Source organism: Pantoea sp. PGP6 (genome assembly GCF_053474785.1).
Genome location: NZ_JBQBMA010000001.1, coordinates 1769018 through 1792991, shown reverse-complemented (window position 1 = coordinate 1792991; position 23974 = coordinate 1769018). Strand labels below are relative to the sequence as shown.

The 23974-nt window shown below is 54.6% G+C and carries 20 protein-coding genes, 1 tRNA gene and 1 other RNA gene; 8 read left to right on the top strand and 14 right to left on the bottom strand.

The features are described 5' to 3' along the window. Nucleotides 1-100: 100 nt before the first annotated feature. The 8 genes from cheW to otsB all read right to left on the bottom strand — a co-directional run bounded on the left by cheW (nt 101) and on the right by otsB (nt 8751). Nucleotides 101-598 carry a chemotaxis protein CheW gene (gene cheW, locus ACLIBF_RS08375; protein ID WP_031376437.1) on the bottom strand — a complete coding sequence of 166 codons (498 nt, stop codon included), beginning with the start codon at nt 596-598 and terminating at the stop codon, nt 101-103. A gap of 23 nt (nt 599-621) precedes the next feature. Then, complete coding sequence (gene cheA, locus ACLIBF_RS08370) at nt 622-2613, bottom strand: chemotaxis protein CheA (protein WP_031376436.1); 1992 nt, start codon at nt 2611-2613, stop codon at nt 622-624. An 11-nt stretch (nt 2614-2624) separates the two neighbouring features. After that, nucleotides 2625-3566: a flagellar motor protein MotB gene (gene motB / locus ACLIBF_RS08365; protein ID WP_031376435.1), complete on the bottom strand. Its 942-nt coding sequence runs from the start codon at nt 3564-3566 to the stop codon at nt 2625-2627. Continuing rightward, on the bottom strand, nt 3563-4450 hold the full coding sequence (gene motA, locus ACLIBF_RS08360; RefSeq protein WP_031376434.1) for a flagellar motor stator protein MotA: 888 nt from the start codon (nt 4448-4450) through the stop codon (nt 3563-3565). Before motA ends, motB begins: the two co-directional genes overlap by 4 nt. 132 nt (nt 4451-4582) lie before the next feature. Then, nucleotides 4583-5161, bottom strand: coding sequence for a flagellar transcriptional regulator FlhC (gene flhC / locus ACLIBF_RS08355; protein WP_031376433.1), 579 nt, complete (start codon nt 5159-5161; stop codon nt 4583-4585). After that, the gene (flhD, locus tag ACLIBF_RS08350; RefSeq protein ID WP_031376432.1) at nt 5161-5511 is read right to left on the bottom strand and encodes a flagellar transcriptional regulator FlhD; all 351 of its coding nucleotides are present in this window, start codon (nt 5509-5511) and stop codon (nt 5161-5163) included. The genes flhC and flhD overlap by 1 nt, the downstream gene beginning before the upstream one ends. Before the next feature lie 1018 nt (nt 5512-6529). Further along, on the bottom strand, nt 6530-7966 hold the full coding sequence (otsA, locus tag ACLIBF_RS08345) for an alpha,alpha-trehalose-phosphate synthase (RefSeq protein ID WP_031376431.1): 1437 nt from the start codon (nt 7964-7966) through the stop codon (nt 6530-6532). Next, entirely contained in the window at nt 7963-8751 is a 789-nt protein-coding gene (otsB, locus tag ACLIBF_RS08340) for a trehalose-phosphatase (RefSeq protein ID WP_031376430.1), read from the bottom strand. Before otsB ends, otsA begins: the two co-directional genes overlap by 4 nt. A gap of 446 nt (nt 8752-9197) precedes the next feature. Between otsB and eptA the strand changes: the two genes are divergently transcribed. The 6 genes from eptA to msrA all read left to right on the top strand — a co-directional run bounded on the left by eptA (nt 9198) and on the right by msrA (nt 15178). Further along, entirely contained in the window at nt 9198-10832 is a 1635-nt protein-coding gene (gene eptA, locus ACLIBF_RS08335) for a phosphoethanolamine transferase EptA (protein ID WP_279810398.1), read from the top strand. Next, nucleotides 10829-11509, top strand: coding sequence for a two-component system response regulator PmrA (gene pmrA, locus ACLIBF_RS08330; RefSeq protein WP_031376428.1), 681 nt, complete (start codon nt 10829-10831; stop codon nt 11507-11509). The genes eptA and pmrA overlap by 4 nt, the downstream gene beginning before the upstream one ends. Beyond that, a complete protein-coding gene (gene pmrB, locus ACLIBF_RS08325; protein WP_031376427.1) occupies nt 11506-12564 on the top strand; it encodes a two-component system sensor histidine kinase PmrB in 1059 nt (352 codons plus the stop codon). The genes pmrA and pmrB overlap by 4 nt, the downstream gene beginning before the upstream one ends. A gap of 337 nt (nt 12565-12901) precedes the next feature. Next, complete coding sequence (locus ACLIBF_RS08320) at nt 12902-13891, top strand: aldo/keto reductase (RefSeq protein ID WP_279810397.1); 990 nt, start codon at nt 12902-12904, stop codon at nt 13889-13891. Between the two features lie 127 nt (nt 13892-14018). Next, entirely contained in the window at nt 14019-14585 is a 567-nt protein-coding gene (locus ACLIBF_RS08315; RefSeq protein ID WP_448309522.1) for a flavin reductase family protein, read from the top strand. Between the two features lie 59 nt (nt 14586-14644). Next, nucleotides 14645-15178, top strand: coding sequence for a peptide-methionine (S)-S-oxide reductase MsrA (msrA, locus tag ACLIBF_RS08310; protein WP_031376424.1), 534 nt, complete (start codon nt 14645-14647; stop codon nt 15176-15178). A gap of 40 nt (nt 15179-15218) precedes the next feature. Here msrA and phoA read toward each other — a convergent pair whose 3' ends face one another. Continuing rightward, nucleotides 15219-16637 carry an alkaline phosphatase gene (phoA, locus tag ACLIBF_RS08305; protein ID WP_159223694.1) on the bottom strand — a complete coding sequence of 473 codons (1419 nt, stop codon included), beginning with the start codon at nt 16635-16637 and terminating at the stop codon, nt 15219-15221. 243 nt (nt 16638-16880) lie between these two features. On the opposite strand from phoA, the gene ACLIBF_RS08300 reads away from it, so the two are divergent. After that, a tRNA-Ser gene (locus ACLIBF_RS08300) sits at nt 16881-16968 on the top strand. Between the two features lie 53 nt (nt 16969-17021). Beyond that, a non-coding RNA gene (locus ACLIBF_RS08295) (RtT sRNA) lies at nt 17022-17150 on the top strand. Nucleotides 17151-17297: 147 nt separating this feature from the next. Here the strand turns inward: ACLIBF_RS08295 and phoH are convergent. From phoH to putP, 5 genes are all read right to left on the bottom strand, one after another. After that, entirely contained in the window at nt 17298-18086 is a 789-nt protein-coding gene (phoH, locus tag ACLIBF_RS08290) for a phosphate starvation-inducible protein PhoH (protein WP_031376423.1), read from the bottom strand. A gap of 583 nt (nt 18087-18669) precedes the next feature. Then, complete coding sequence (gene efeB / locus ACLIBF_RS08285) at nt 18670-19947, bottom strand: iron uptake transporter deferrochelatase/peroxidase subunit (protein ID WP_069728583.1); 1278 nt, start codon at nt 19945-19947, stop codon at nt 18670-18672. A 2-nt stretch (nt 19948-19949) separates the two neighbouring features. Then, nucleotides 19950-21065: an iron uptake system protein EfeO gene (gene efeO / locus ACLIBF_RS08280; protein ID WP_448309521.1), complete on the bottom strand. Its 1116-nt coding sequence runs from the start codon at nt 21063-21065 to the stop codon at nt 19950-19952. A gap of 52 nt (nt 21066-21117) precedes the next feature. After that, nucleotides 21118-21945 carry an iron uptake transporter permease EfeU gene (gene efeU, locus ACLIBF_RS08275; protein WP_031378123.1) on the bottom strand — a complete coding sequence of 276 codons (828 nt, stop codon included), beginning with the start codon at nt 21943-21945 and terminating at the stop codon, nt 21118-21120. A gap of 193 nt (nt 21946-22138) precedes the next feature. Continuing rightward, complete coding sequence (gene putP / locus ACLIBF_RS08270; protein ID WP_031378122.1) at nt 22139-23623, bottom strand: sodium/proline symporter PutP; 1485 nt, start codon at nt 23621-23623, stop codon at nt 22139-22141. Nucleotides 23624-23974: the final 351 nt, after the last annotated feature.

Sequence of the window (23974 nt, the reverse complement as noted above, 5' to 3'; positions counted from 1 at the left end):
GAAATTAGGCCAGAAAGAATTTTTATTAATTGAAAAATAAAGAAATTATTCAGCAGCAAAACTGTCACAGGCCGGGCATATCCGGCCTGTGACGGTGGGATTATGCGCTACGCAGATTATCCACCAGCGCCATTTCATCGCTGCTCAGCAGCTTCTCAATGTCCACCAGAATCAGCATCCGCTCGCCGAGTGCGCCCAGCCCGGTCAGGTACTCGGTCGACATAGTGACCGCGAACTCCGGTGAAGGACGGATCTGATCCTGAGTCAGCGACAGCACATCAGAGACGCCATCCACCACGATACCGACCACGCGGTTCTCAAGATTCAGTACGATCACCACGGTGTTGTCGTTGTATTCAACATCGGGCTGCGAAAACTTCACCCGCAGGTCGATAATCGGCACGATCACGCCACGCAGGTTGGTGACGCCGCGAATAAATTCAGGCGTATTGGCGATACGCGTTACCTGATCGTAACCGCGAATTTCCTGAACTTTGAGAATATCGATGCCGTACTCTTCGTCGCCCAGCGTGAAGACCAGAAACTCCTGACCCACAGTTTCGCCAGCGATTTTTGTCACGGTTGCCATTCCATTCATGTTATTTACCCTTTCGTTATCAATCAGGCGGCAGCGCCGGCCACACGTTTTTCACGGTTAAGTGATTGCAGTGCTGATACATCAACAATCAGCGCTACGCTACCATCGCCAAGAATGGTGGCGGCTGAGATGCCCGGCACTTTGCGATAGTTACTTTCCAGATTCTTCACCACCACCTGATGTTGACCAATCAGCTGATCGACCAGCAGCGCGTAACGCTTGCCCGCGCTTTGCAGAATGACGACGATGCCTTGGGTGGCCTCGGTTTTCGCCCCCTGCACATCAAAGACGTTCCACAGCTCGACCAGCGGCAGATATTCTCCGCGCACTTCGAGAACGCACTCGCCACCGGCCAGCGGTTTCAACTCTTCGGCGCGCGGTTGCAGTGATTCCATCACCGCATTCAGCGGCAGGATAAACACTTCATCGGCAACGCGTACCGACATGCCGTCGAGGATCGCCAGCGTCAGTGGCAGCAGGATACGGATGGTCGTACCCTTGCCCTGCTTAGACGAAATTTCGACGTGACCGCCCATCTCCTGGATGTTTCGTTTCACCACGTCCATGCCAACGCCGCGTCCGGAGACATCGGTCACCTGCTCGGCGGTTGAGAAGCCAGGCGCGAAAATCAGCATGCCGACATCTTCGTCGCTCATGTTTTCGCTGACCGGCAGGCCGGATGACAGCGCTTTCGCCAGGATACGCTCACGGTTCAGGCCGGCACCGTCATCGGATACTTCGATGCAGATGTTGCCGCCCTGATGTTCCGCTGACAGCGTCAGGTTACCGGTCGCCACTTTACCGGCTGCCAGACGTTTATCCGGCGATTCGATACCGTGGTCGAGGCTGTTACGCACCAGGTGAGTTAACGGATCGATGATGCGTTCAATCAGGCTCTTATCGAGTTCGGTTGAGCTGCCCAGCAGGGTCAGTTCCACCTCTTTGCCGAGCTTGCTCGCCAGGTCACGCACCAGACGCGGGAAGCGGCTGAAGACATATTCCATTGGCATCATACGAATCGACATCACCGATTCCTGCAGATCGCGGGCGTTACGCTCCAGCTGACCCATGCTGTTGAGCAGGTCGCCGTGGGCTACCGGATCGAGTTCGCCGGAACGCTGGGCCAGCATCGACTGGGTGATCACCAGTTCGCCAACCAGGTTGATCAGCTGATCGACCTTTTCCACCGCGACGCGGATGCTGGTTGATTCGTTTGACTTGGCCGGGGCCGCCACGCGCTTGCTTTCGCGTTTCACGGCAGCAACCGGCAGTTCGGTAACGCTGGCCGTCTGCACTTCAGCAGCTACCGCTGCCGCTGGCACTTCTGGCGCCACAACCGCCGCGACCGGTGCGTTCTCTTCAGGCTGCGGGAAGCGAATCTGGGCTTCATCAATCACGAAGCAGAGCACCGCAACGATGTCATCTTTACCGACGCCATCAATGCAGACGTCCAGCATGTTGCTGCCCTTCTGCACGTTGGTCAGGGTGCCGAGATTGCCCATCTCTTCCAGCATCAGATCGACTTCTTTCTCTTTCAGGTCGATCAGCTGTACCCGCAGCGCACTGCTGCTGGTCGCGGGCGCGCTGGCAGATGGCGCAGCACTGGCTGGCGCTTCAACCGGCAGGCCTTTAGCCTCTAACGCCAGCTGACGCAGCGCTTCACAGATATATTTAAAGCTCTCCGCGTTCGGCTCTTGCGCGGTTTTATAAGCATCGAGCTGTTCCTGCATAATATCTTTGGTTTCCAAAAACAGGTTGATGATGTCGGTGCTGAGCTGCATCTCGCCGCGACGAGCACCATCCAGAATGTTTTCCAGGATGTGAGTGGTTTCCTGTAATACCGTAAAACCAAAGGTTCCGGCTCCACCTTTAATCGAGTGGGCGGCGCGGAAGATGGCGTTAAGCTGTTCAGAGTCTGGTTCCTGCGGGTCGAGACCCAACAGGTGTTGTTCCATATCCGCTAACAGCTCATCGGCTTCATCAAAAAACGTCTGGTAAAAATCGCTGATGTCCATACTCACGGGGATCACCTCGGCTGTGAGGGGGCTGCTGTATTCACCGCGCTGCCTGGTGATGCAGGTGCGGTAATCTGTTCAATCGCCGCCGGATCGCTGATCTGGACGGCATCACTTTCTGCGTTCTCTTTTTCTATTGCCGCTTCGGTGTCGTGGTTCAACACCAGCAGGCTGATACGGCGGTTAACCGCATCATTCCCGCCGCGATTTTTCAGGCGCATGGTGTCGGCCATGCCTAACACCCGCAAAATTTTTCCGCTGTCTAACCCGCCAATGACCAGTTCACGCCGCGAGGCGTTGGCACGATCGGCCGATAACTCCCAGTTGCTGTACCCTTTTTCACCGCTGGCATACTGGAAGTCATCGGTATGACCCGCCAGGCTGATGCGGTTAGGGATGTCATTCAGAATCGGCGCAATGGCGCGCAGAATGTCGCGCATATAAGGCTCGACTTCGGCTCTGCCGGTCTTAAACATCGGGCGATTCTGGCTGTCGATAATCTGGATACGCAGCCCCTCTTCCACCATGTTGATGATCAGATGCGGGCGCAGCGCTTTCAGACGCGGATCGGCTTCAATCAGCTGATCGAGCTTTTCCCGCAGCCGGTTAAGACGAATCTCGTCCAGCTTGCGTTTCTGCTCATCCATATCGACCACTTTCTTTACTTCACCAATCTTTTGCGTCGGATCGTCACCGCCGCCAGGGATCGGGCTTTCACTGTCGCTGCTGCGCTGTCCACCGGTTATCGCCACTTTAAGCGGCGTTTTGAAGTAGTCAGCGATCTGCACCAGCTGCTGCGGGTTAGCGATTGAGAGCAGCCACATCACCATAAAAAACGCCATCATCGCCGTCATAAAGTCGGCATAGGCGATTTTCCACGAGCCGTGGCTGCCTTCATGTCCTTTATGTTTGCGCTTTTTAATCAGCACAATTGGGCGATTGCCGTGCTTCATGAGGTCTCGTCCGAAGTCTGTTTAGCCGGGTTTTTCGCGTTACGTACGTGCTCTTCCAGTTCGCTGAAGGAAGGACGTTCAGCCGAGTAGAGCGTTTTACGACCAAATTCCACTGCAATCTGCGGTGCATAGCCATTGAGGCTGGAGAGCAACGTCACCTTGATGCACTGCATCATCTTGGTGGTTTCAGCACACTTCTGGCGCAGCACTGACGCCAGCGGTGAGATAAAGCCATACGCCAGCAGAATACCGAGGAAGGTACCGACCATCGCATGGGCGACCAGCGCACCCAGTTCCGCCGCCGGGCGATCGGCCGAGGCCAGTGCGTGCACCACCCCCATTACTGCCGCCACGATACCGAAAGCTGGCAGGCCATCACCCACCGCCGCTATACTTTGCGCCGGTACGTCACACTCGTGTTCGTAGGTCTCAATTTCTTCATCCATCAACGCTTCAATCTCGAAGGCGTTCATGTTGCCGCTGACCATCAGACGTAAATAATCGGTAATAAAATCCACTAACTGCTTATCGGCAAGAATACGCGGATAATTAGCAAAAATTTCGCTCTGGCTGGGATCTTCAATATCGCGTTCCAGCGATAACATCCCCTGCTGACGTGATTTGGCCATCAGGCGATAAAGCAGCGCCATTAAGTCCATGTAAACAGCTTTGTTATATTTTGATCCGCGAAATAACAAAGGTAACGCTTTCAGCGTTTTTTTAATCGACTTACCGTTGTTACCCACTAAAAATGCGCCGGCACCGGCCCCGCCGATCATTAATAATTCGGCTGGCTGATACAGCGCGCCAAGATGACCGCCCACCAGCGCATATCCGCCCAACACGGAGCCTAAAACAATCAAATAACCTACAATTATTAGCACAAGAAATCCTTACGTCCGTAACGTGTTGGTGGAAGTTAAGCCAGAGAGCCGCAGGTGTTATTCGTAAAACGGAAGCAAAAAAAAAGCAGCGGTATTAACCGCTGCTGGATGGCTTCCACAGTGCGAACAAACTTAAACGGCGCGTTTAACCTGTTCATCCAGCAGTTGTGGAAACATATCGGCAGAATCTGCAGAAAGTTTACGTCTTTTTACGGCACGTGATGGCGGCTGGCACAGGCTGCAGACAAAGCTGCCTACCGGCTGATGGGCATGATTAATAAAGCTGCCATTACAGCTTTTGCAATCGGCCAGTTCCAGCATGCCACTTTCAACGAATCGCACCAGGGTCCATGCACGCGTTAGCGCCAACAGCGGGCCCTCGTCCGATTGCGGACACTGTTCGAGATATAACCGGTAGGCTTTGATCACGGCCTCAACGCCGCTGCACAGTCCGGTTTTCAGTAAAAATTTCCAGGCGTTACAGAACATGGAAGCATGAATGTTCTGCTCCCAGGTCATAAACCAGTCGGTCGAAAAAGGCAGCATGCCTTTAGGTGGCGGGCTGCCACGCAACTCTTTATACAGCTTAATCAGACGGCCACGGCTCAGCTGGGTTTCGCTTTCTAACATCTGTAAGCGCGCGCCAAGGGTAATCAGCTCCATCGCGAGCTGAATATCACGCGCTTCCTGAACAATACTTTTCTCAGTCATCACATCGCCCTCTTTTTAGCAGGCGCGTCATCTTTAGACGCGTTACGCAGTAAACGGCTGGATAATAAAATGCCGGTGTGGATTTGTTGTAAATCATCCACGCGTGATTCCTGCGTCAGGCGATTAATTGTGCTGCTGTCGGTAAAACGAAACTGGCAAACCAATTGATTGGTTTCCGCCATTTTTACCATTTCAGGCAGAGTTAATTCAGATAATGCATCCGCCATTTTCTCGTCAATACCGAGGCGAAACATTGCAGATGCTTTTTCCTGGTTAATTAATCGCTGCGCAAGCAGTAAATATGACAAATTGAGATCGTAAATATGTTTTAGTAATTCAGATGTACCCATTTTTCCATCCTGAGAGATGCGACGTAACTTCACCACAGATTATTATCTGCGTATCGAGCTGCTGATTGGTAAATCTAAAGATGGCAAAAAAAAATAGTTTTTCGTGCAAATGTCACTGCTCTTCGCCTTCATCTTATGTGCGGGTTTCAGGTCCGCCGAAAGTCAAAAATCCAGGCCATTTTATTTTCGAGTTGTAACCATCTTCCGTGACGTCTTCTTACATTTTTTAAGACTAATCCGAAAACAACGCAAATCTATATCGTCTGATTTCCACATACAACGACAGTAATGTGAAATTTTAGATAAAGTGTGACTCAGATCACACTTTTAACGCAAATTTCTTCAGCAACCCTTTACGATCCTTTGTCTGTTGCTCGTTTTTTAAGCAAAAAAAGGCGATTTTAAGTCGAATTGGTCCTGAGAAAGGTTTAATAGGGGGTAAAACAGGCTCTATTCCACGGTTTGACAGCAGGCTGATCTAATGTTGGTGTTAATCGATTTAACACCCTATTTAGAACCATTTAAAACAGACATAACAGAATATTATGCTGTTCAACGGGGTGATCAATCGCTTTCAAATTAATAACTTAGGGTAAGTATCGCAGGGAGTGAGTAATGAAAGCGTTAAGGTTTTTACGGCGGTATTGGCACTGACTGGCAACTTAACGTTAACAGTTGCAGTCGTGTGTTTAGTATACGACACCAGATGTAACAATGGGTTACATAAGCAAGACGAATGAATCGAGGGAAGTTTTAATCAGGCCTGATAAGTATCGGCAGCCAGCGGAAAAACTTGAGTTAAGAAGTTAAAGAAAGCGGGCTGAGCCTCTTATCAGTCGTTTTTTCGCGCATTTGATTTTTTTTGGCCGATCTGCCCACAGTTGTGGCATCAGGCCAACCCCGCGTGGGGTAACGGTAACGGCAGGGAACGTGTCGGAATGTAACAGGAGGATACAGCGCGCGCTGGTTGTAAAAAAGGCCACGACATCCGCAGATATCGTGGCCCGTCAGCGCCTAATCAGGCCAGTTTTGGAAAGGTCGCGACTTTATTTACTGTGCCGTGGTCGGCACTGCGCGGCGCAATGCGTTCCAGGTCTTTCAGGAAGTTCTCGCGCCAGGCGGTGATGTCGTTTTTACGCAGAACCGCCATCATGTCGTTGTAGCGTGAAATCCTTTCGGTACGCGGCATGGTGATCGCTTTATCGAGCGCCGCCGCAACTTCGTCGCGGTCATACGGGTTAACGATCAGCGCCGAGGTCAGCTCATTGGCCGCACCGGCAAAGCGCGACAGCACCAGTACACCCGGATCGTCCGGGTCCTGCGCCGCCACGTACTCTTTCGCCACCAGGTTCATCCCGTCGCGCAACGGCGTCACCAGACCGACATCGGTCAGGCGGAAGATTTTCATCAGCAGCCGGCGATCAAAATGCTGGTTAAGGTAGTAGAGCGGCGTCCAGCCCAGCGTGCCGTATTTACCGTTGATGCGCCCTGCTTCGGTTTCCAGCTGGTGACGGATATCCTGATAGGCCTGCACATCGCTACGTGAGGTCGGGGCAATCTGCGAATAGCGGATTTTACCGCGGTGCTGCGGGAAGTTCTCCAGCAGCGCCTCGTAGGCCAGGAAACGTTCCGGCAGCCCTTTAGAATAGTCGAGACGCTCACAGGCAATAATATTGCGCGCGTCACCCAGTTCTTTCTTCATCGCCGCCATCTTCGGTGGCAACGGACCTTCCGCCATCTCTTTAATGCTGTCAGGTTCAATCCCGATAGGGTAAACCTCAGTCATAAAGGTATTGCCGAAGGCGCGGTGTTTTTTATCACCTTTATTCTGCAACTGCGTAAGCTGGCTGACGCTGTCGAGGAAGGCGACCCGATCCGACTCGGTCTGGAAGCCCAGCAGGTCATATTCACACAGCATTTCCAGCAGTTCCTGATGCGGAGGCAAGGCGTTGAAGATTTCAGGCGTCGGGAACGGAATATGCAGGAAGAAACCAATGCGGTTATTAATGCCAGCGCGACGCAGTGCCGCCGCAAATGGCAGGAAGTGATAATCGTGGATCCACAGAATATCATCCGGCTTAATCAGCGGTTTTAACCGCTGAGCCACCGCATCATTCACTTCGCAGTAACCTTCCCACGCTTCGCGCTGGAACTTCACCAGATCAAGACGATAATGGAAGGCGGGCCAGATAACCGTATTTGAGAACTGGCAGTAGTAGAGATCGTATTCGTTCTGGCTTAACGGGAAGGAGGCGTACTCAATGCCCTCATGCTGCTGGACCGAGACATCATCCTCTTCTTCACCGGAGAACTCGCTGATTTCACCGTTCCAGCCAAACCACAATCCGCCAGTGCTTTTCAACGCGTCCAGAATGCCGACGGCCAGGCCGCCTGCGCTGGTTTTAGCCCCATTTGGAATGGCGATACGGTTAGATACAACCACTAAACGACTCATAACCTAAACTCCTTACCGACGTTGTCTTGCTTTAATCGTAATAATGTTCGTTCCAGCCAGCTATACACTGCATCGACATCATTCAGCCGAAACGGTGCCTGACTGGAACCTTCGCCGACCTTAATCGAAATGCCCTGCATGGCGTTGACCACGGCAAAACCTTTCTCGTCTGTCAGGTCGTCTCCAATAAATACCGGAATGCGTCCGGCAAAAGGCGCTTGTTGCATAAAATCGCGAATGGCGGCGCCCTTATCAATACCTAAGGGTTTAATCTCCACCACACATTTGCCCGGCTGAAGCGCCAGCCCCGGAAATCGTTTCACCGACTGTTCAGCCAGTCGTAATACATCCTGTTCATGCTGCATTGCCTGACGATAGTGAAGCGCAAAGGCCATGCCTTTGATCTCCAGCTGAGTGCCAGGCCATAACGCCATCGCGTTTTGCAGTTCCGTCCTGAGTTGCTGTTCAACCTCGACCGGCAGGCTGATGCGCTGCATCTCCCCGTCGGCATCACGACGCTCTGCACCGTGAACACCGGCGGCAGGACCGCGCCACGGCGCAGCCAGTGCGTCGAGCTGCTCAATCGGCCGGCCGGAAACCAGTGCCAGCGCGCCCTGACTGAGCGCAGAGAGTTGTTGCAGCTGCGTGACAACCTGTTCAGGAATAAACACCGCTTCGGGACGGGACTGTATCGCTGCCAGCGTGCCATCGACATCAAAAAAGAAGGCGTAACGGCCGCCCTCCAGTGTCGGGAACGTGTCAGAGGTATTTACCGCTTGGGTCACGTCACTTCTCCTGAATTTGGAAATTTGAGTTCAAATCGAGGATGTCCTGACGCAGTAGGGTCAGCAAGAGGGAAATTCTGATAACGCGGTGATTGAGGGGTAAAACAGGGCGATTTGATAGGTCACTCTCCTCAAACTTACAAGCTCATTACTGACAATACTGGCTGACTGAGAACATCTACCGATTAAGTGTAGACGGAAACAGGGGTTATGCCAGAAAGATGCATGTTTCATGCCAGCCGCTGCGGTTAACTAAGCACAAGCTGCCCAATCGGCCGGGGTTGCCTTTGCAGTGGCTGCGCTGATTTCGCACCAGCAGCGGCTGGAGCCAGGCGAGGTCATCGCGACTGAACCGGTAAAACCGGAGAAAGCTTAAGCTTCTTAAGGTATTCCTAATATTGAAAGTGCAATCTCAGCACACTTTTGATATTCGGACTTTTTTGATCATGGCATTTTCACTGAACAGGCCGGTCATCAGCCGCCTTACTCTGCTGATCCTTGCTGCGGTTTATATCGCGGTTTTCCTTAATCTGGCCTATTACCGTCAGGTGCTGGCCCTGATGCCGCTGACCAGCCTGCACGCTACGCTGGTCTTCCTGTCGATGCCGCTGGTGGCGTTCAGCGTGATCAACATTGTGATCACCCTCGCCTCGTTTCTCTGGCTCGATCGGGTACTGATGGCGCTGTTTATTCTGATCTCAGCCACCGCTCAGTTTTTTATTCAGACCTATAACATCGTGGTCGATCGCTCGATGATCACCAATATGATGGACACCACCGCCTCTGAATCGTTTGCCCTGATCACGCCGCAGCTGCTGTTTACCCTGCTGACCTCCGGCGTTCTGATGGCGCTGCTGGTATTCTGGCCACGGCTGAAAAAGCAAAACTGGCGCGGTGTGGTGCAGCGTTTGCTCAGCATCCTGATCTCAGCGGCAATCATCCTGTTGGTCGCCCTGCTGTTTTATAAAGATTACGCCTCGCTGTTCCGCAATAACCGCGAACTGGTGAAGGCGCTTAGCCCGTCCAACAGCATCGCCGCCAGCCTGTCATGGTATAAGCATCAGCAGCTGGAGAACCTGCCGCTGGTGCGGATCGGCGAAGATGCGCATCAGCAGCCTGACCGGCTTAACGGCGGTAAACAGAATCTGACTATCCTGATCGTCGGCGAAACGTCGCGGGCGCAGAATTTCTCGCTGGGCGGCTATGCGCGCCAGACCAATCCGCTGCTGGCCAAAGATAATGTGATCTATTTCCCGCATACTGTCTCGTGCGGCACGGCGACGGCAGTGTCAGTCCCCTGCATGTTTTCGAATATGCCGCGCGCCCATTACGACGACGTGCTGGCCGCCCATCAGGAAGGATTGCTGGATATTATTCAGCGCGCCGGCATCAGCGTGTTATGGAATGAAAATGATGGCGGCTGTAAGGGTGCCTGCGACCGCGTGCCGCACCAGGATATGACCAGCCTGAACCTGCCCGGCATGTGCATTAACGGTGAGTGTTACGACGATGTGCTGTTTCACGGCCTGGATGACTACATTAACCAGCTCAAGGGCAACGCGGTGATCGTGCTGCACACCATCGGCAGCCACGGTCCGACCTACAGTCACCGCTATCCGCCGCAGCTGCGCCAGTTCGTCCCGACCTGCGATACCAATCAGATCCAGGATTGTTCACAGCAGCAGCTGGTCAACACCTACGACAACACGCTATTAAATGTTGATCACATCGTCGACAAGGCAATTGGCGTGCTGCGTGCCCATCAGGATCGTTTTACCACCAGCCTGGTCTATCTGTCCGATCATGGCGAATCGCTGGGCGAAAATGGCGAATACCTGCACGGTCTGCCCTACGCTATCGCCCCCGATACCCAGAAACATGTGCCTATGCTGATCTGGCTGTCTGATGATTATCAGCAGCGTTATGCGGTGAATCGTGGTTGTCTGACTAAACTGGCGGCGACAGACGATTTCTCGCAGGATAATCTGTTTTCCACCATGCTGGGTTTAACCGGCACCGCGACCCACGAATATCTACCCGCGGATGACATTTTGACGATGTGTCGGAGCCGACCACAATGAAAATTCTGATCGTAGAAGATGATGCGCTGTTATTGCAGGGCCTGATGCTGGCGCTGGAGGGCGAAGGATACGTCTGTGATGGCGTCACCACGGTGCGGGATGCCGAAGCGCATTTTTCCACTGGCCTGTATAGCCTGGTGGTGCTGGACCTGGGGTTGCCGGATGAAGACGGGCTGCATTTTCTGCTGCGCCTGCGGCGGCAGAAGAAAATGACGCCGGTGCTGATCCTTACCGCACGCGATACCATCAGCGAACGTATCGCCGGGCTGGACGCCGGTGCCGACGATTACCTGATCAAGCCCTTCTCGCTGGATGAACTGCTGGCGCGCATTCGCGCCCTGATTCGCCGTCACGTGAACCAGGGCGACAGCCAGCTGATGGTCGGCGCGCTGGCGCTGGACATGACGCATCGCCAGATAACGCTCGGCGGCACGCTGCTGGATCTGACGCCGAAAGAGTATGCCATCCTCTCCCGTCTGATGCTGAAAGCGGGCAATCCGGTTCACCGCGAAATCCTCTATCAGGATATCTATAACTGGGAAACCGAGCCGTCTACTAATACGCTGGAGGTTCATATTCACAACCTGCGTGACAAAATTGGCAAAAGCGCCATCCGCACGGTGCGCGGTTTTGGCTACGCGCTGGTGACGGCTGACGTGATTCGCGAGGCACCATGAAACCCCGGATTGACCATCGCAGTATGCGCTTTCGCCTGATCCTGACCATTGGCCTGATTCTGCTGGTTTTCCAGGTGATCAGCGTCGCCTGGCTGTGGCATGAGAGCAAAGAGCAGATTCAGTTTCTGGTCGAAGCGCAGCTGCAAAAGCGCAACATGGATCGGCACGTCGAACGCGAGGTGCATGAAGCCGTTGCCAGCCTGGCGGTGCCCAGTCTGGTGATGATCAGCCTGACGCTGCTGCTCTGCTATCAGGCGGTAAAATGGATTACCCGGCCGCTGTATCAGCTGCAGCGTGAGCTGGAAAACCGCAGCGAAGAGAATCTCGACCCCATCGCCTGCCACAGTCCGGTGCAGGAGATTGATGCGGTGACCCAGGCGATTAACCAGCTGGTGGCGCGGCTGAATAACAGTCTGGAGCGCGAACGGCTGTTTACCGCCGATGTGGCGCATGAACTGCGTACGCCGCTGGCGGGCCTGCGGCTGCATCTGGAACTGATTGAACGCAACAGCGACGTTAACGTGCAGCCGTTACTGCAGCGGCTCGATCAGATGACCAACAGCGTGTCGCAGCTGCTACAGCTGGCGCGCGCCGGTCAGTCTTTTACCTCTGGTACTTACCAGAACGTGGCGCTGATTGAAGATGTGATTCTGCCGATGGAGGCGGAGCTGAGCACCATGCTGGATGCGCACCAGCAGACCCTGACGCTCGATCTGCCGCAGGATATCTTTGTGCGCGGCGACGCGACGCTGCTAAAAATGTTGCTGCGTAACCTGGTCGAGAACGCCCATCGTTACAGCCCCAAAAAAAGCGCAATCACTCTGCGGCTGGCATCGGGCGAACAGCCGACCCTGACGGTGGAAGATGAGGGACCGGGGATTGACGAAAGTAAAAGTGGTGAACTGAGTAAAGCATTTATCCGGATGGACAGTCGTTATGGCGGGATTGGGCTGGGGTTAAGCATTGTCAGCCGCATTGTGCAGCTGCATCGCTTTCAGTTCTTTTTAGAGAACCGCCGCGACCGTAGTGGCTGTCGTGCGGTCATTAAATTCTGATGGCTGCCGACTCAGGCGCTAAACCATGCCGCCAGAAACAGGATCACCGTGGTTGCGGCGATCAGCAGCGCGGCATATTCACTGAAAGGTCGGGCGGGTGCAGCAATTACCGCAGTGGTAGCAGATTTCATGGCATTCTCCTCATGTTGTACCCGGAGTATCCTCGCGCCACATTAAGGAAACCTTAAGCTCGCCTTGATCGCATCAGATAAACGCCCTCTCCCCGGCTATATATGAGCAGCGCTCATAAACCCATCTCTTTTTAACCCCCTAATCAGCCCGCCCGCCGTGCTCTATTCTCAGGCATTCCCCGCAACGTTTTCAGAGGAGAGTAACAGTGCAAACCCGCAAATTAGGTCAGTCCGGTCTTGAGGTTTCCAGCCTTGGTCTCGGCTGCATGGGACTGAGCCACGGTTATGGTCCGGCAACCGATAAACAGCAGGCGATTGCGCTCATCCGCGCCGCCGTCGATCAGGGGGTTACTTTTTTCGATACCGCTGAGGTTTATGGACCGTGGCTGAATGAAGAGGTGGTCGGCGAGGCGCTGGCTCCGGTTCGCGATCGGGTGGTCATCGCCACTAAGTTTGGCTTCACCTTTGGCGAGGATAACAGACAGCAGATCCTTAACAGCCGGCCAGAGCAGATTCGCCGGGCAATTGAAGGATCGTTACGCCGATTGAAAACCGAGGTGATCGATCTCTATTATCAGCACCGGGTTGATCCTGAGGTGCCGATTGAAGATGTCGCTGGCACCATCCGGGATCTGATCGCTGAAGGCAAGGTCAAACATTTTGGCTTATCCGAAGCCGGTGTGCAGACCGTGCGACGTGCTCATGCGGTCCAGCCGGTTACCGCGTTACAAAGCGAATATTCGATGTGGTGGCGTGAGCCGGAAGCAGAGATGATCCCGACGCTGGAGTCGTTGAGTATCGGCTTTGTGCCGTTCAGCCCGCTGGGAAAAGGCTACCTGACCGGCGCGATTCAGCCTGACAGTACCTTTGGCAGTGACGATTTCCGCAGCCAGGTTCCGCGCTTTTCTCCCGAGGCGCTGGCCGCCAATCAGGCTCTGATCGATCTGCTCGGCACTATCGCTCAGGATAAAGCCGTCACCCCGGCACAGATCGCGCTCGCCTGGCTGCTGGCGCAAAAACCGTGGATTGTCCCGATTCCCGGCACCACCAAACTGCACCGCCTGAAGGAAAACCTGCAGGCTGCGGAGCTGCACCTTAGCACCGAAGACCTGCAGCGCATTAATCAGGCGCTGGCTGCTGTTGAGGTACAAGGCGACCGCTATCCTGCGGCACTACAGGCTCGGGTTGGCCGCTAAGACCGGACGTTGCCGGGTGCTGAATGGTGCCCGGCCGCGCTTTTGCTGATTCTGCGGGCTGACGCCAGCGCTGCGCCGGCGTGGTGCTCTACACTTAATGGCTATGTTCCGTTCAGGGAGTTCCGCCATGAGTCAACGCATGCACAAATACGCTTTTCCGGTCAGCAAAGCGCGTAAATATCTCGAGCCGGGTCCGGTGCTGTTGCTCAGCTCGCAGTTTGAGGATCAGCACGACATCATGACCCTCGGCTGGCACACCGTACTTGAATTCTCCCCTTCACTGGTCGGCTGTATGATTGCCGGCATGAACTACAGTCACGAACTGATCCGCAACAGCGGACAGTGCGTGCTGAATGTGCCTTCGGCGTCGCTGATTGATCAGGTGGTGGCGATTGGTAACAGTCACGGTGACCAGTTGGATAAGTTCGACGCCTTTGGCCTGACGGCTGAGCCGGCGCAGGTGGTCCGCGCACCGATGATCGCCGAATGTTTTGCCAGTTTCGAATGTCAGCTGTATGAAGATTCGATGGTTGATAACTACAACCTGTTTATCTTTGAAATTGTTAAAGCGCACGTCGCCGAACAGCCGGAATATCCCTCTACGCTGCACTACACCGGTGAAGGCCGCTTCAGCGTGATGAGCGATAAGCTGCTGGATAAAAGCAAAGATTTTAAACCAGAGATGCTGATTTAGTTGAAAGTGGATCCTCTCGTCCCCATTCTCCTCTTTCGACCTGACAGGAGTAAATCATTATGGCAATCGAATATGCAGTGATCGCGGGTGGCTGTTTCTGGTGCACCGAGGCGGTATTTAAGGATGTGATCGGCGTGGAGTCGGTAGAGAGCGGTTATACCGGCGGTGCCCGTCCCAACCCAACCTACGAACAGGTCTGCAGCGGTGCCACCGGCCACGCAGAAGCGATCCGCATCGGCTTTGATCCGGAGAAAGTCAGCTATGGCGATTTACTGGACATCAGCTTTGTGACCCACGATCCGACCCAGCTTAATCGTCAGGGCAACGATATTGGCACCCAGTATCGCTCAGCGATTTTCCCGGCTAATGCCGAACAGGAAGCAGAAGCCCGTGCGGCGATTGAACGTGCCCAGGCCGATCACGACGTGCCGGTAGTAACCACTATCGAGCCGCTGAAAGAGTGGTATCCGGCCGAAGCCTATCATCAGGATTACTGGGACGGTGCCGGTCAGCGTAACGGTTACTGCCTGGCGGTGATCCCACCGAAGTTGCAGAAGCTGCGCAAAAGCTTCGCTAATAAAGTGAAGAGCTAAGGTTGGATGCGGGGTGGCGTAAACCGCCCCGCATCGGCTTTTACTGGCCAGGCAGCTTCAGCCCCATTGCATTTCCTAAGGTATAGAACAGATCGGTTTGATCGGTCAGCCCCACCACGTTACCCGCATGCGGGCCATAGGCCGCAATCCGCAACTGCGATCCGGTATGTTCCTGCGAATCCTCTTCTGAATTGCCGTAACTGATGGTCATCACCGCACCGTCTTTGGTGTTCAGCGCCTGGGTCAGTCCCGGTGCTTTAGTGCCGTTCTCAACGATCTGACTGCTATGGGCATGATCCGCCGTCACCACCACCAGGGTATTGCCTTCTTCACGGGCAAATGCCAGCGCCTGCTGGACCGCTTCATCCAGGTCCACCGTTTCACCAATCTGACCACAAGGATTGGCCGCGTGATCCTGCTTATCAATTGATGCGCCTTCAACCTGCAGGAAGAAACCATTCGGATTGTTACGCAGCAGGTCGATCGCTTTGGCGGTCATCTGCGCCAGCGTAGGCGTTGACAGCGGGCGGTCCTTATTGACTTCACAGGTCACCACCGGCTTATCAATATTGCCGTGATAGCTGGCTTTCGGCCCCTGCCAGCGCACCGGCATATTGCCTGCAGAGAACAGACCCAGCAGCGGTTTTTGCTGATCGGCCACGGTGACGGCGTTAAGCCCCTGCCAGTCGCTGACCAGCTGATAGCCCAGTGCCTGCGCCTGCTCATTCAGCGTTTTACCCTGATATTCGCCGGCTTTCGCTACCTCGGCGAACGATTTTGCCCCGCCTCCTAAGGTTACGTCGGGACGGGTTTTCAGTAACTGTTCGCTAATCGATCCCTTACCGCCCTGCTCTGCGGCGTTGGTCGGACAGAGTTCGCTGGTCTTCTCCGGTCCGTAACATTTACGTGAGGTCACGTGCGAGAACAGCACCGCGGGCGTCGCATCCTGCAGTTCGGCGGTCGAGACATCGCCGGTGGCTTTGCCCGCTGCTTTCGCCAGCTCCAGCAGCGTCATCTGATCCTGACCATTAACATCGACGCTGATGGCACCGTTATAACTTTTGGTGCCGGTTGCCCAGGCCGTGGCTGACGCGGCCGAGTCGGTGACGTAATTAGGTTTGTGGGTTTTCTTATCTAACGAATAATGGGTGTACTGGCCGGTCAGCGGCAGCGCATCGATACCTTTAAAAAAGCCGCCTGCGCCTTCTGCCAGATTACGCGCCGCGGTGATTTCAGAGTCACCCATGCCATCGCCAATCAGCAGGATGACGTTTTTGGCGGTGCTATTGCGTAGCGAGGCTTTTAACGCCTCAGTCTGGTCACCGGTCAGCCGACGAGCCCCACCATGCTGGCTGAGATCGCCCTGCGCCGCTCGGGAAACGAGGCCGGTATCCGCTATGGCCGAAGTCGCGATCGCTGAAGCGAGCAGAGAGAGGGTAAACAGAGGAAGCTTTTTCATTATTCGATCCTTGTAAGCAAAAAATACCAATGATTTCAGGCGGTAATTTTGCGACGATCGGGTGATATTTTTGTGTCACTGGGATTTCAATTTGATGACAAAACCGGCGGAGTGCGTAACGCTAAATCGATTCGTTCAGAGCTTAAGCGAATAGAACAAAAGAGAAAAATAGTGCTTGACCCTTTTCAGCCGACTCCCTATAGTAGCGCCCCGTTGACCCGGCGCGGTCAATGGAAAAAATGTGGTGAGGTGTCCGAGTGGCTGAAGGAGCACGCCTGGAAAGTGTGTATACGGCAACGTATCGGGGGTTCGAATCCCCCTCTCACCGCCACATTCAAAGAAGAGCCTGAACGAAAGTTCAGGCTTTTTTTTATGCGTAGTTTTGTGCAAAGTTCAGAGAGGGGGGTGAGAAGCCCCGCCGGGGTTCGACAACTGGCGCAGCCAGTTGAACAGCGGAGCCTGCGACGCTGCCCGCAGGGCGAGCGCAGCGAGTTCATCCCCCTCTCACCGCCACATTCAAAGAAGAGCCTGAACGAAAGTTCAGGCTTTTTTTTATGCGCAATTCTATGCGCTGTTCAGCAACGGTAAGAAGCCCCGCCCCACCATAAGAAAACCCGGCCGAAGCCGGGTTTGGGCGCTACACTTCTACTCAATCAAACGCTAGCTATACGCGTGCAGGGTGCGCTGACACAGCGCAGAACGCACACAATCCTCTTTGCCGAAACGTACGATGCCAACCATCTCGTCCTCTTCGAAACGCGCCAGCGCGTCTGCGAGACCGGAAGGCACCCCAGCGGGCAAGTCGCACTGGGTAATATCACCATTCACAATGACCGTGACGTTTTCGCCCAGGCGGGTCAGGAACATTTTCATCTGGGCGGCGGTCACGTTTTGCGCCTCATCCAGAATAACCACGGCATTTTCAAAAGTCCGGCCGCGCATATAGGCGAACGGGGCAATCTCGACCTTGGCGATTTCCGGACGCAGACAGTACTGCATAAAGGATGCGCCAAGACGTTTAACCAGAATGTCGTACACCGGTCGGAAATAAGGGGCGAATTTCTCGGAGATATCGCCGGGCAGGAATCCCAGATCCTCATCGGCCTGTAATACCGGGCGCGTAACGATAATCCTGTCAATATCCTTATGAATCAGGGCCTCTGCCGCTTTCGCAGCGCTGATCCAGGTTTTGCCGCAACCGGCTTCACCGGTAGCAAAGATCAGCTGTTTCGTTTCTATGGCGTTGAGATAGTGTGCCTGAGCTTCATTACGGGCTTCTATCGGTCCCCGGTCGCGCACATCGCGCGCCATGCCAATCGAGTCCAGCCCACCCATTTGCACCAGCGAAGTGACCGATTCTTCTTCACGCTGACGATGACTCCGGGAGTCATTGCGAAGCACTCGTCTTGCTTCCCGACGCGCTTTGATCACTGCTTTCTGTCTTCCCATAGTGGCACCTTACAGTTGGTTTCATTTCCCGCGTCAGGCCAGTAGCCCGTTGCGATTACGTGAACGCTTTAGAGGTTTCAGTTGGCTTCCTTTAGAGCCGTGACAGGCCATGAATTCAGGCATGCAGCAGCAGTACAGCGTTGCTGTATACCGGTAAAAAAAGGATGCGAAATGACAAGAGAGAACGTTGGAGAGAGGAGGATGTTACGAGGCAGAATAGCCCTCGCGGTTAAGCGCAATCTAATTACTGATACAGACTTTCCATAAAAGAATCGACCCATGCGCGAACTCCAGTGTGATACATCAACACGTCTGATTACGCTTACTGAATAAAGTGCACCATTTTATTGGCGCTTTGCAACAGTAATTTTACTTCATGGCAAAGTAATTGCGAATCGGGTGTTAACACTTTAGCAGTCAAATACAGAATATTATTTTATTTTCAATGTTTTATTTTATTTTGTCACACTCAAAATCGCGTTAAAATTTCAGCTAAAACTGAGCAAAAAAAGCGTCTGAGCGGGTTATCAGACAAAAAAATGCTCCGCCGGTGGCCAGGCAGAGCAGGATGGATGAAATTTAATCAGGCTTCAAGTAACGGCTGGGCTAAATAATGGCTGGCATCGGCGACGCCGGGCAGAACAAAAAAGTATCCACCGCCAAACGGCCGGATATATTCTTCCAGCGCTTCGCCATTCAGACGCTGCTGGACGGTAATAAAGCCCTTTTCCAGATCGTGCTGATAACAGACAAACAGCAGCCCCATCTCCAGCTGCCCTGAAGCGGAAATCCCTGCCGAATAGCTGTAGCCGCGACGCAGCATCAGGCTGCTGGCGGTTTCCGGGGTTCGCGGGTTGGCGAGACGAATGTGCGAATCCAGCGCAATCACCTCTCCATCCGGATCGTTGTGATAATCCGGAATGTCGCGTTCATGCTGCATCCCCAGCGGCGCCCCGCTCAGCTTATCGCGGCCAAAAATGGTTTGCTGCTCGCCCAGCGGCGTGCGGTCCCACATCTCAACGTGAAAACGGATCAGTCGCACCGCCTGATAGCTGCCGTTACGTGCCCAGACCGGTTCATCCTGATCGTCCGTCACCCATAACAGCTGATTCATCAGGGCACGATCGTGAGTATCCGGATTGGCGGTGCCATCTTTGAATCCCAGCAGGTTGATCGGCGTCTCCGCCCCCTGACTGCGCGCCGCGTGATCGGAAATAAACCCTTCTCGCCGCCAGCGTACGCCCAGCAGATCGGGTGTATGTTTGATGATGTCACGCAGGGCATGAATCACCGTATCCTGGGTGTTGGCGCACAGCTGCAACAGCAGGTCACCATGGCACTCGGCAGCATCCAGTGAATCGTTGGGAAAACGGGTCATCCGCTGCAGTTTTTTCGGCTTATGTGGTGCCAGACCAAAACGTTCATCGAACAGCGAATCCCCCACTGACACGGTAATTGTCAGGTTATCCGGGGCGATAGTGGCACCCAGAATGCCGGAGTCCATCGGCGGCAGACGCGGATTGGTCACCTGCGGCGCAGGACCGCCAGCGGTCAGAAAAGCGATGCGCTGGGTCAGCAGACGAAACAGCCGCTCCAGCTCTGCTTTGTCACTGCTCAGCAGATCAAACGCTACCAGCATCATTGATGCCTGCTGTGGCGTCACGATGCCCGCCTGATGCGGACCATAAAATGGCTGCGCCTGTTGCCGCGCCTGCGGCGTTACCGTGCCCGGTGAAAAGCTGTCGGCGGCCGCCGCGTGAAACGGACAACCGCCACCCAGTGCAGCCGCCCCACCCAGCAGGCCCAGACCTTTTAATAAACGACGACGCGCGGGCTGCGCGTCATCTTCCTGACGACTCATGATTAATCCAGACCCAGGGTGCCACGCAGTAATGAAAGATCTTCCGCCAGGGCGGTAATCGGTCCTTTCAGCGCATTACGATCGGCGCTGGTCAGTTTCTCATACGATTCGAAACCGGTTTTGGTGCGATATTTGCTCAGGATCTCATCCACTTTCTTAAAGTTGCCGTCGATTTTTGCCAGTAACTGCGGGTTAGCCTGACTGACCATCGGCCGCAGCAGTTCAACAATTTTCTGGGCACCATCAACGTTGGCCTGGAAGTCCCACAGGTCGGTACGGCTGTAGCGATCTTCTTCACCTGAAATTTTGCTGGAGGCGACCTCTTCAATCAGCCCAGCCGCACCACCGACCACTTTGGCTGGCGGGAAAGCCAGTTCGCTGATGCGGGTCTGCAAATCTTTAACGTCTTTGTTCAGCTGATCCGCGTAACCCGCCATCCCTTCGGTGCTGTGATCGGCAAACAGCGCTTTTTCCAGCCGGTGGAAACCGGTGAATTTTGGATCTTCCGCTTTCTTCTCATAATCATCTTCGCGGGCGTCAATGCTGCCGTCGAGATCGGAGAACAGCTCAGCAATCGGCTCAATACGCTCATAATACTGACGCGTCGGGGCAAACAGCGCTTTAGCTTTTTCAACATCGCCAGCTTTAACCGCATCGGTAAAGGCCTGAGTTCCACTCACCAGCTGATTCACCTGCTCAGTGACATAGGCTTTGTAGGCGCTGATCGGGCCGACCAGCTGCATCCGCTCGGACGGCGCGCTTTTCGCTGCGGCGTCACCGGCCTCAACCACCAGCTTGCCTTTCGGATTACTCAGCAGGCCACAGGTCATCTCATATTCGCCTGGCTGCAGATTGGCGGTCAGCTTCTGGCTGAATCCGGGTGCGATGTTCTCGCGCTCTTCAACCACCATCACCCCTTTCAGGATCTCCCACTCCAGCGCTTTCTGACTGTTGTTCTTGATCAGGAACTGAGTTTTACCGGCCTTAACGGTTAAGGTCATCGGTTCACACTGCTTGTCGTTAACGCTGACGGTCACCTGAGGCACCGCGGCGGCAGCGGAGGCGGAGATTGCCAGCAAAGGAACCAGCAGTGCCTTGCGGCGGAAACGCATTGTCATGTTTATTTCCCTATCACGTTGTTGAGCGCGGCAGGCGCACCCGATAAATGGCTTAGCGCACAGTGGCCGACGCGGCAGGACGCGCGGGCATAAAAAACAGAATCAGAGCGGGGATCAGATAGAGGCCCCAGACCACCACTTCGCTGACGCTGGGGGCTTCCTGATAGCCAAGTACCCCTTCCAGCAGCGTACCGAACAGCGAATGGGTCGATAAGGTGTTGCTGAGATCAAACGCCACATCCTGAAAGCGATTCCATAGCCCTGCTTCATGGAAAGCCCGAATCGCCCCGGCCGCCAGCCCCGCCGCGACAAACAGGATAAAGATGCTGGTCCAGCGGAAAAAATGGGCCATGTTAAGGCGAATACCGCCCCAGTAAAGCAGCATGCCCAGTACCACCGCGGTCGCCAGCCCCAGCACCGCACCAATCGGCGGTGCGTAGCCAACATCCTGGGTAAAGGCCGCCAGCAGGAAGAATACCGACTCCAGCCCTTCGCGCGCCACCGCCAGGAACACCATCAGCACCAGTGCCAGTCCGCCGCGCCCTGAGCGTTGCAGCGCCTGGTCCACCGCCTGCTCCAGCTCCACTTTGATATTGCGCGCCACTTTGCGCATCCAGAACACCATCGAGGTGAGGATAACCACCGCGACCAGCGCAACCAGCCCTTCAAACAGTTCCTGCTGTTTCTGCGGAAACTCGCCGGTGGTGGCGTTGATGAACAGCCCGAGCCCGAGGCAGAGCGCCGCAGCGATTACTACCCCAGCCCACATGGCAGGAAACCATTGGGTGCGCTGGGTGCGCTTTAGGTAGCTGGCTATCAGGCTGACAATCAGTGCGGCTTCTAAGCCTTCGCGCAGCATGATGAGAAACGGAACAAACATCGCCAACCTCTTGAATGTTAAGCAGCGTCAATAAAAGTAAAATCAGGTAAAATGTAAACGATACCGATTATCATTATCGCCACGAAAAAAACAAGTTGCCGGATGAGATAATTTCGCATTTGAGTGGTTTATCTTTGTAACAAAAAAAAGCCCGCCACGATTAACCGGCGGGCTTTTTTACGCTCTGCGCGCGTTATTTAGTCTGGAACTCCGCTTCCGCGGCGGCAAAACGCTGCTGTGCTTCGGCTGAAGGTTCACGTCCCATCAGGCTGAACACCACAATGGCGATACTGGCGAACAGGAAGCCCGGGATGATTTCATACAGGCCGAGCCAGCCATATTGCTTCCACACCAGCACGGTTAACGCGCCGATGATCATGCCCGCCAGCGCGCCGTTGCGGTTCATGCGCTTCCAGCACACCCCGAACAGCACCACCGGACCAAACGCTGCCCCAAAGCCCGCCCAGGCGTAGCTTACCAGGCCCAGCACCCGGTTCTCCGGATTAGACGCCAGCGCGATAGCGATTAACGCCACCAGCAGCACCATCAGACGTCCGACCCACACCAGCTCTTTCTGGCTGGCGTTTTTTCGCAGCAAACCTTTATACAGATCTTCAGTCAGGGCGCTGGAGCAGACCAGCAGCTGGCAGCTCAGGGTCGACATCACCGCCGCCAGAATCGCTGACAGCAGAATACCGGCCACCCACGGGTTAAACAGGATACGCGCCAGTTCGATAAACACCCGCTCCGCGTTGTCATTGACGCCCGCCGCCAGGGTCGGGTTGTTCTGGAAATAAGCGATACCGAAGAAGCCCACGCCGACCGCACCGGCCAGGCAGAGGATCATCCAGGTCATACCGATACGGCGTGCGGTGCGGATTGAACGGTGGGAGTCGGCCGCCATAAAGCGCGCCAGGATATGCGGCTGACCAAAATAGCCCAGTCCCCAGCCAAGCAGTGAAATCACCGCGACAAAGTTCAGACCTTTCAGCATGTCGAGGTTTTCGAGGCTTTTCGCTTCAATCACGGCCATGGAGTCAGACCAGCCGCCGACCGCGATGATGACAAACACCGGCGTCAGAATCAGCGCAAAAATCATCAGGCTGGCCTGCACCGTGTCAGTCCAGCTCACCGCGAGGAAACCGCCAACCAGGGTGTAGAGGATGGTCGCGGCTGCGCCCGCCCACAGCGCCGTCTGGTAACTCATCCCAAAGGTGCTTTCGAACAAACGTGCGCCAGCCACCACGCCAGAAGCACAATAGATGGTGAAGAACACCAGGATCACGATGGCAGAAATGATGCGCAGGATTTTACTGTGATCTTCAAAGCGGCTGGTGAAAAAGTCTGGCAGCGTCAGCGCGTTATTGTGATGCTCAGTCTGTACCCGCAGGCGACCGGCAACAATTTTCCAGTTCAGCCAGGCACCAATCGTCAGGCCGATGGCAATCCAGCTCTCGGAGATGCCGGAGATGAAAATGGCACCGGGTAATCCCATCAGCAGCCAGCCGCTCATGTCTGACGCACCGGCAGACAGCGCCGTAACCACGCTGCCGAGACTGCGGCCGCCGAGGATATAGTCATCAAAGTTTTTGGTTGAGCGGTATGCCACAAAACCAATCAGCACCATCCCAAGAATATAAACTACAAAGGTCACCAGCATCGGTGTACTTAGACTCATCTGTCTCTCCACTTATTATTTGATATCCCAGAGAAATCGCCAGCTGCCTGCTTGCCGGAACGGGGCAAAACGGACCGATTATCCTCGTCAGGGCGTTAGCCATTTCCCTGCGGCGCGGTATCCTGCCGGAAAGGCGTTCGGCGCACAATGGATTTAACACAGGCGTTACAGCGATTTCACTAACCGATTGCGAAAAAGTGTTCAGAGGTTGCACTCGCTCACATAACGTCGGTTGCAACCCGGCGCAACCTCACATAAACCGCGCGTTGCCAGGCCCGTCAGGTTGGCTAGGATCTTGCAGCAATATCCGTGCCGCATTGCAAAAATTAACAATTGACGGCGTTAAAAGGG

What these genes read in the sequence shown, in the direction of transcription:
- cheW (WP_031376437.1), bottom strand. Translation starts at nt 598, where the DNA reads ATGAATGGAATGGCAACCGTGACAAAAATCGCTGGCGAAACTGTGGGT.
- cheA (WP_031376436.1), bottom strand. Translation starts at nt 2,613, where the DNA reads ATGGACATCAGCGATTTTTACCAGACGTTTTTTGATGAAGCCGATGAG.
- motB (WP_031376435.1), bottom strand. Translation starts at nt 3,566, where the DNA reads ATGAAGCACGGCAATCGCCCAATTGTGCTGATTAAAAAGCGCAAACAT.
- flhC (WP_031376433.1), bottom strand. Translation starts at nt 5,161, where the DNA reads ATGACTGAGAAAAGTATTGTTCAGGAAGCGCGTGATATTCAGCTCGCG.
- flhD (WP_031376432.1), bottom strand. Translation starts at nt 5,511, where the DNA reads ATGGGTACATCTGAATTACTAAAACATATTTACGATCTCAATTTGTCA.
- otsA (WP_031376431.1), bottom strand. Translation starts at nt 7,966, where the DNA reads ATGAGTCGTTTAGTGGTTGTATCTAACCGTATCGCCATTCCAAATGGG.
- eptA (WP_279810398.1), top strand. Translation starts at nt 9,198, where the DNA reads ATGGCATTTTCACTGAACAGGCCGGTCATCAGCCGCCTTACTCTGCTG.
- pmrA (WP_031376428.1), top strand. Translation starts at nt 10,829, where the DNA reads ATGAAAATTCTGATCGTAGAAGATGATGCGCTGTTATTGCAGGGCCTG.
- pmrB (WP_031376427.1), top strand. Translation starts at nt 11,506, where the DNA reads ATGAAACCCCGGATTGACCATCGCAGTATGCGCTTTCGCCTGATCCTG.
- ACLIBF_RS08315 (WP_448309522.1), top strand. Translation starts at nt 14,019, where the DNA reads ATGAGTCAACGCATGCACAAATACGCTTTTCCGGTCAGCAAAGCGCGT.
- msrA (WP_031376424.1), top strand. Translation starts at nt 14,645, where the DNA reads ATGGCAATCGAATATGCAGTGATCGCGGGTGGCTGTTTCTGGTGCACC.
- phoA (WP_159223694.1), bottom strand. Translation starts at nt 16,637, where the DNA reads ATGAAAAAGCTTCCTCTGTTTACCCTCTCTCTGCTCGCTTCAGCGATC.
- phoH (WP_031376423.1), bottom strand. Translation starts at nt 18,086, where the DNA reads ATGGGAAGACAGAAAGCAGTGATCAAAGCGCGTCGGGAAGCAAGACGA.
- efeB (WP_069728583.1), bottom strand. Translation starts at nt 19,947, where the DNA reads ATGAGTCGTCAGGAAGATGACGCGCAGCCCGCGCGTCGTCGTTTATTA.
- efeO (WP_448309521.1), bottom strand. Translation starts at nt 21,065, where the DNA reads ATGACAATGCGTTTCCGCCGCAAGGCACTGCTGGTTCCTTTGCTGGCA.
- efeU (WP_031378123.1), bottom strand. Translation starts at nt 21,945, where the DNA reads ATGTTTGTTCCGTTTCTCATCATGCTGCGCGAAGGCTTAGAAGCCGCA.
- putP (WP_031378122.1), bottom strand. Translation starts at nt 23,623, where the DNA reads ATGAGTCTAAGTACACCGATGCTGGTGACCTTTGTAGTTTATATTCTT.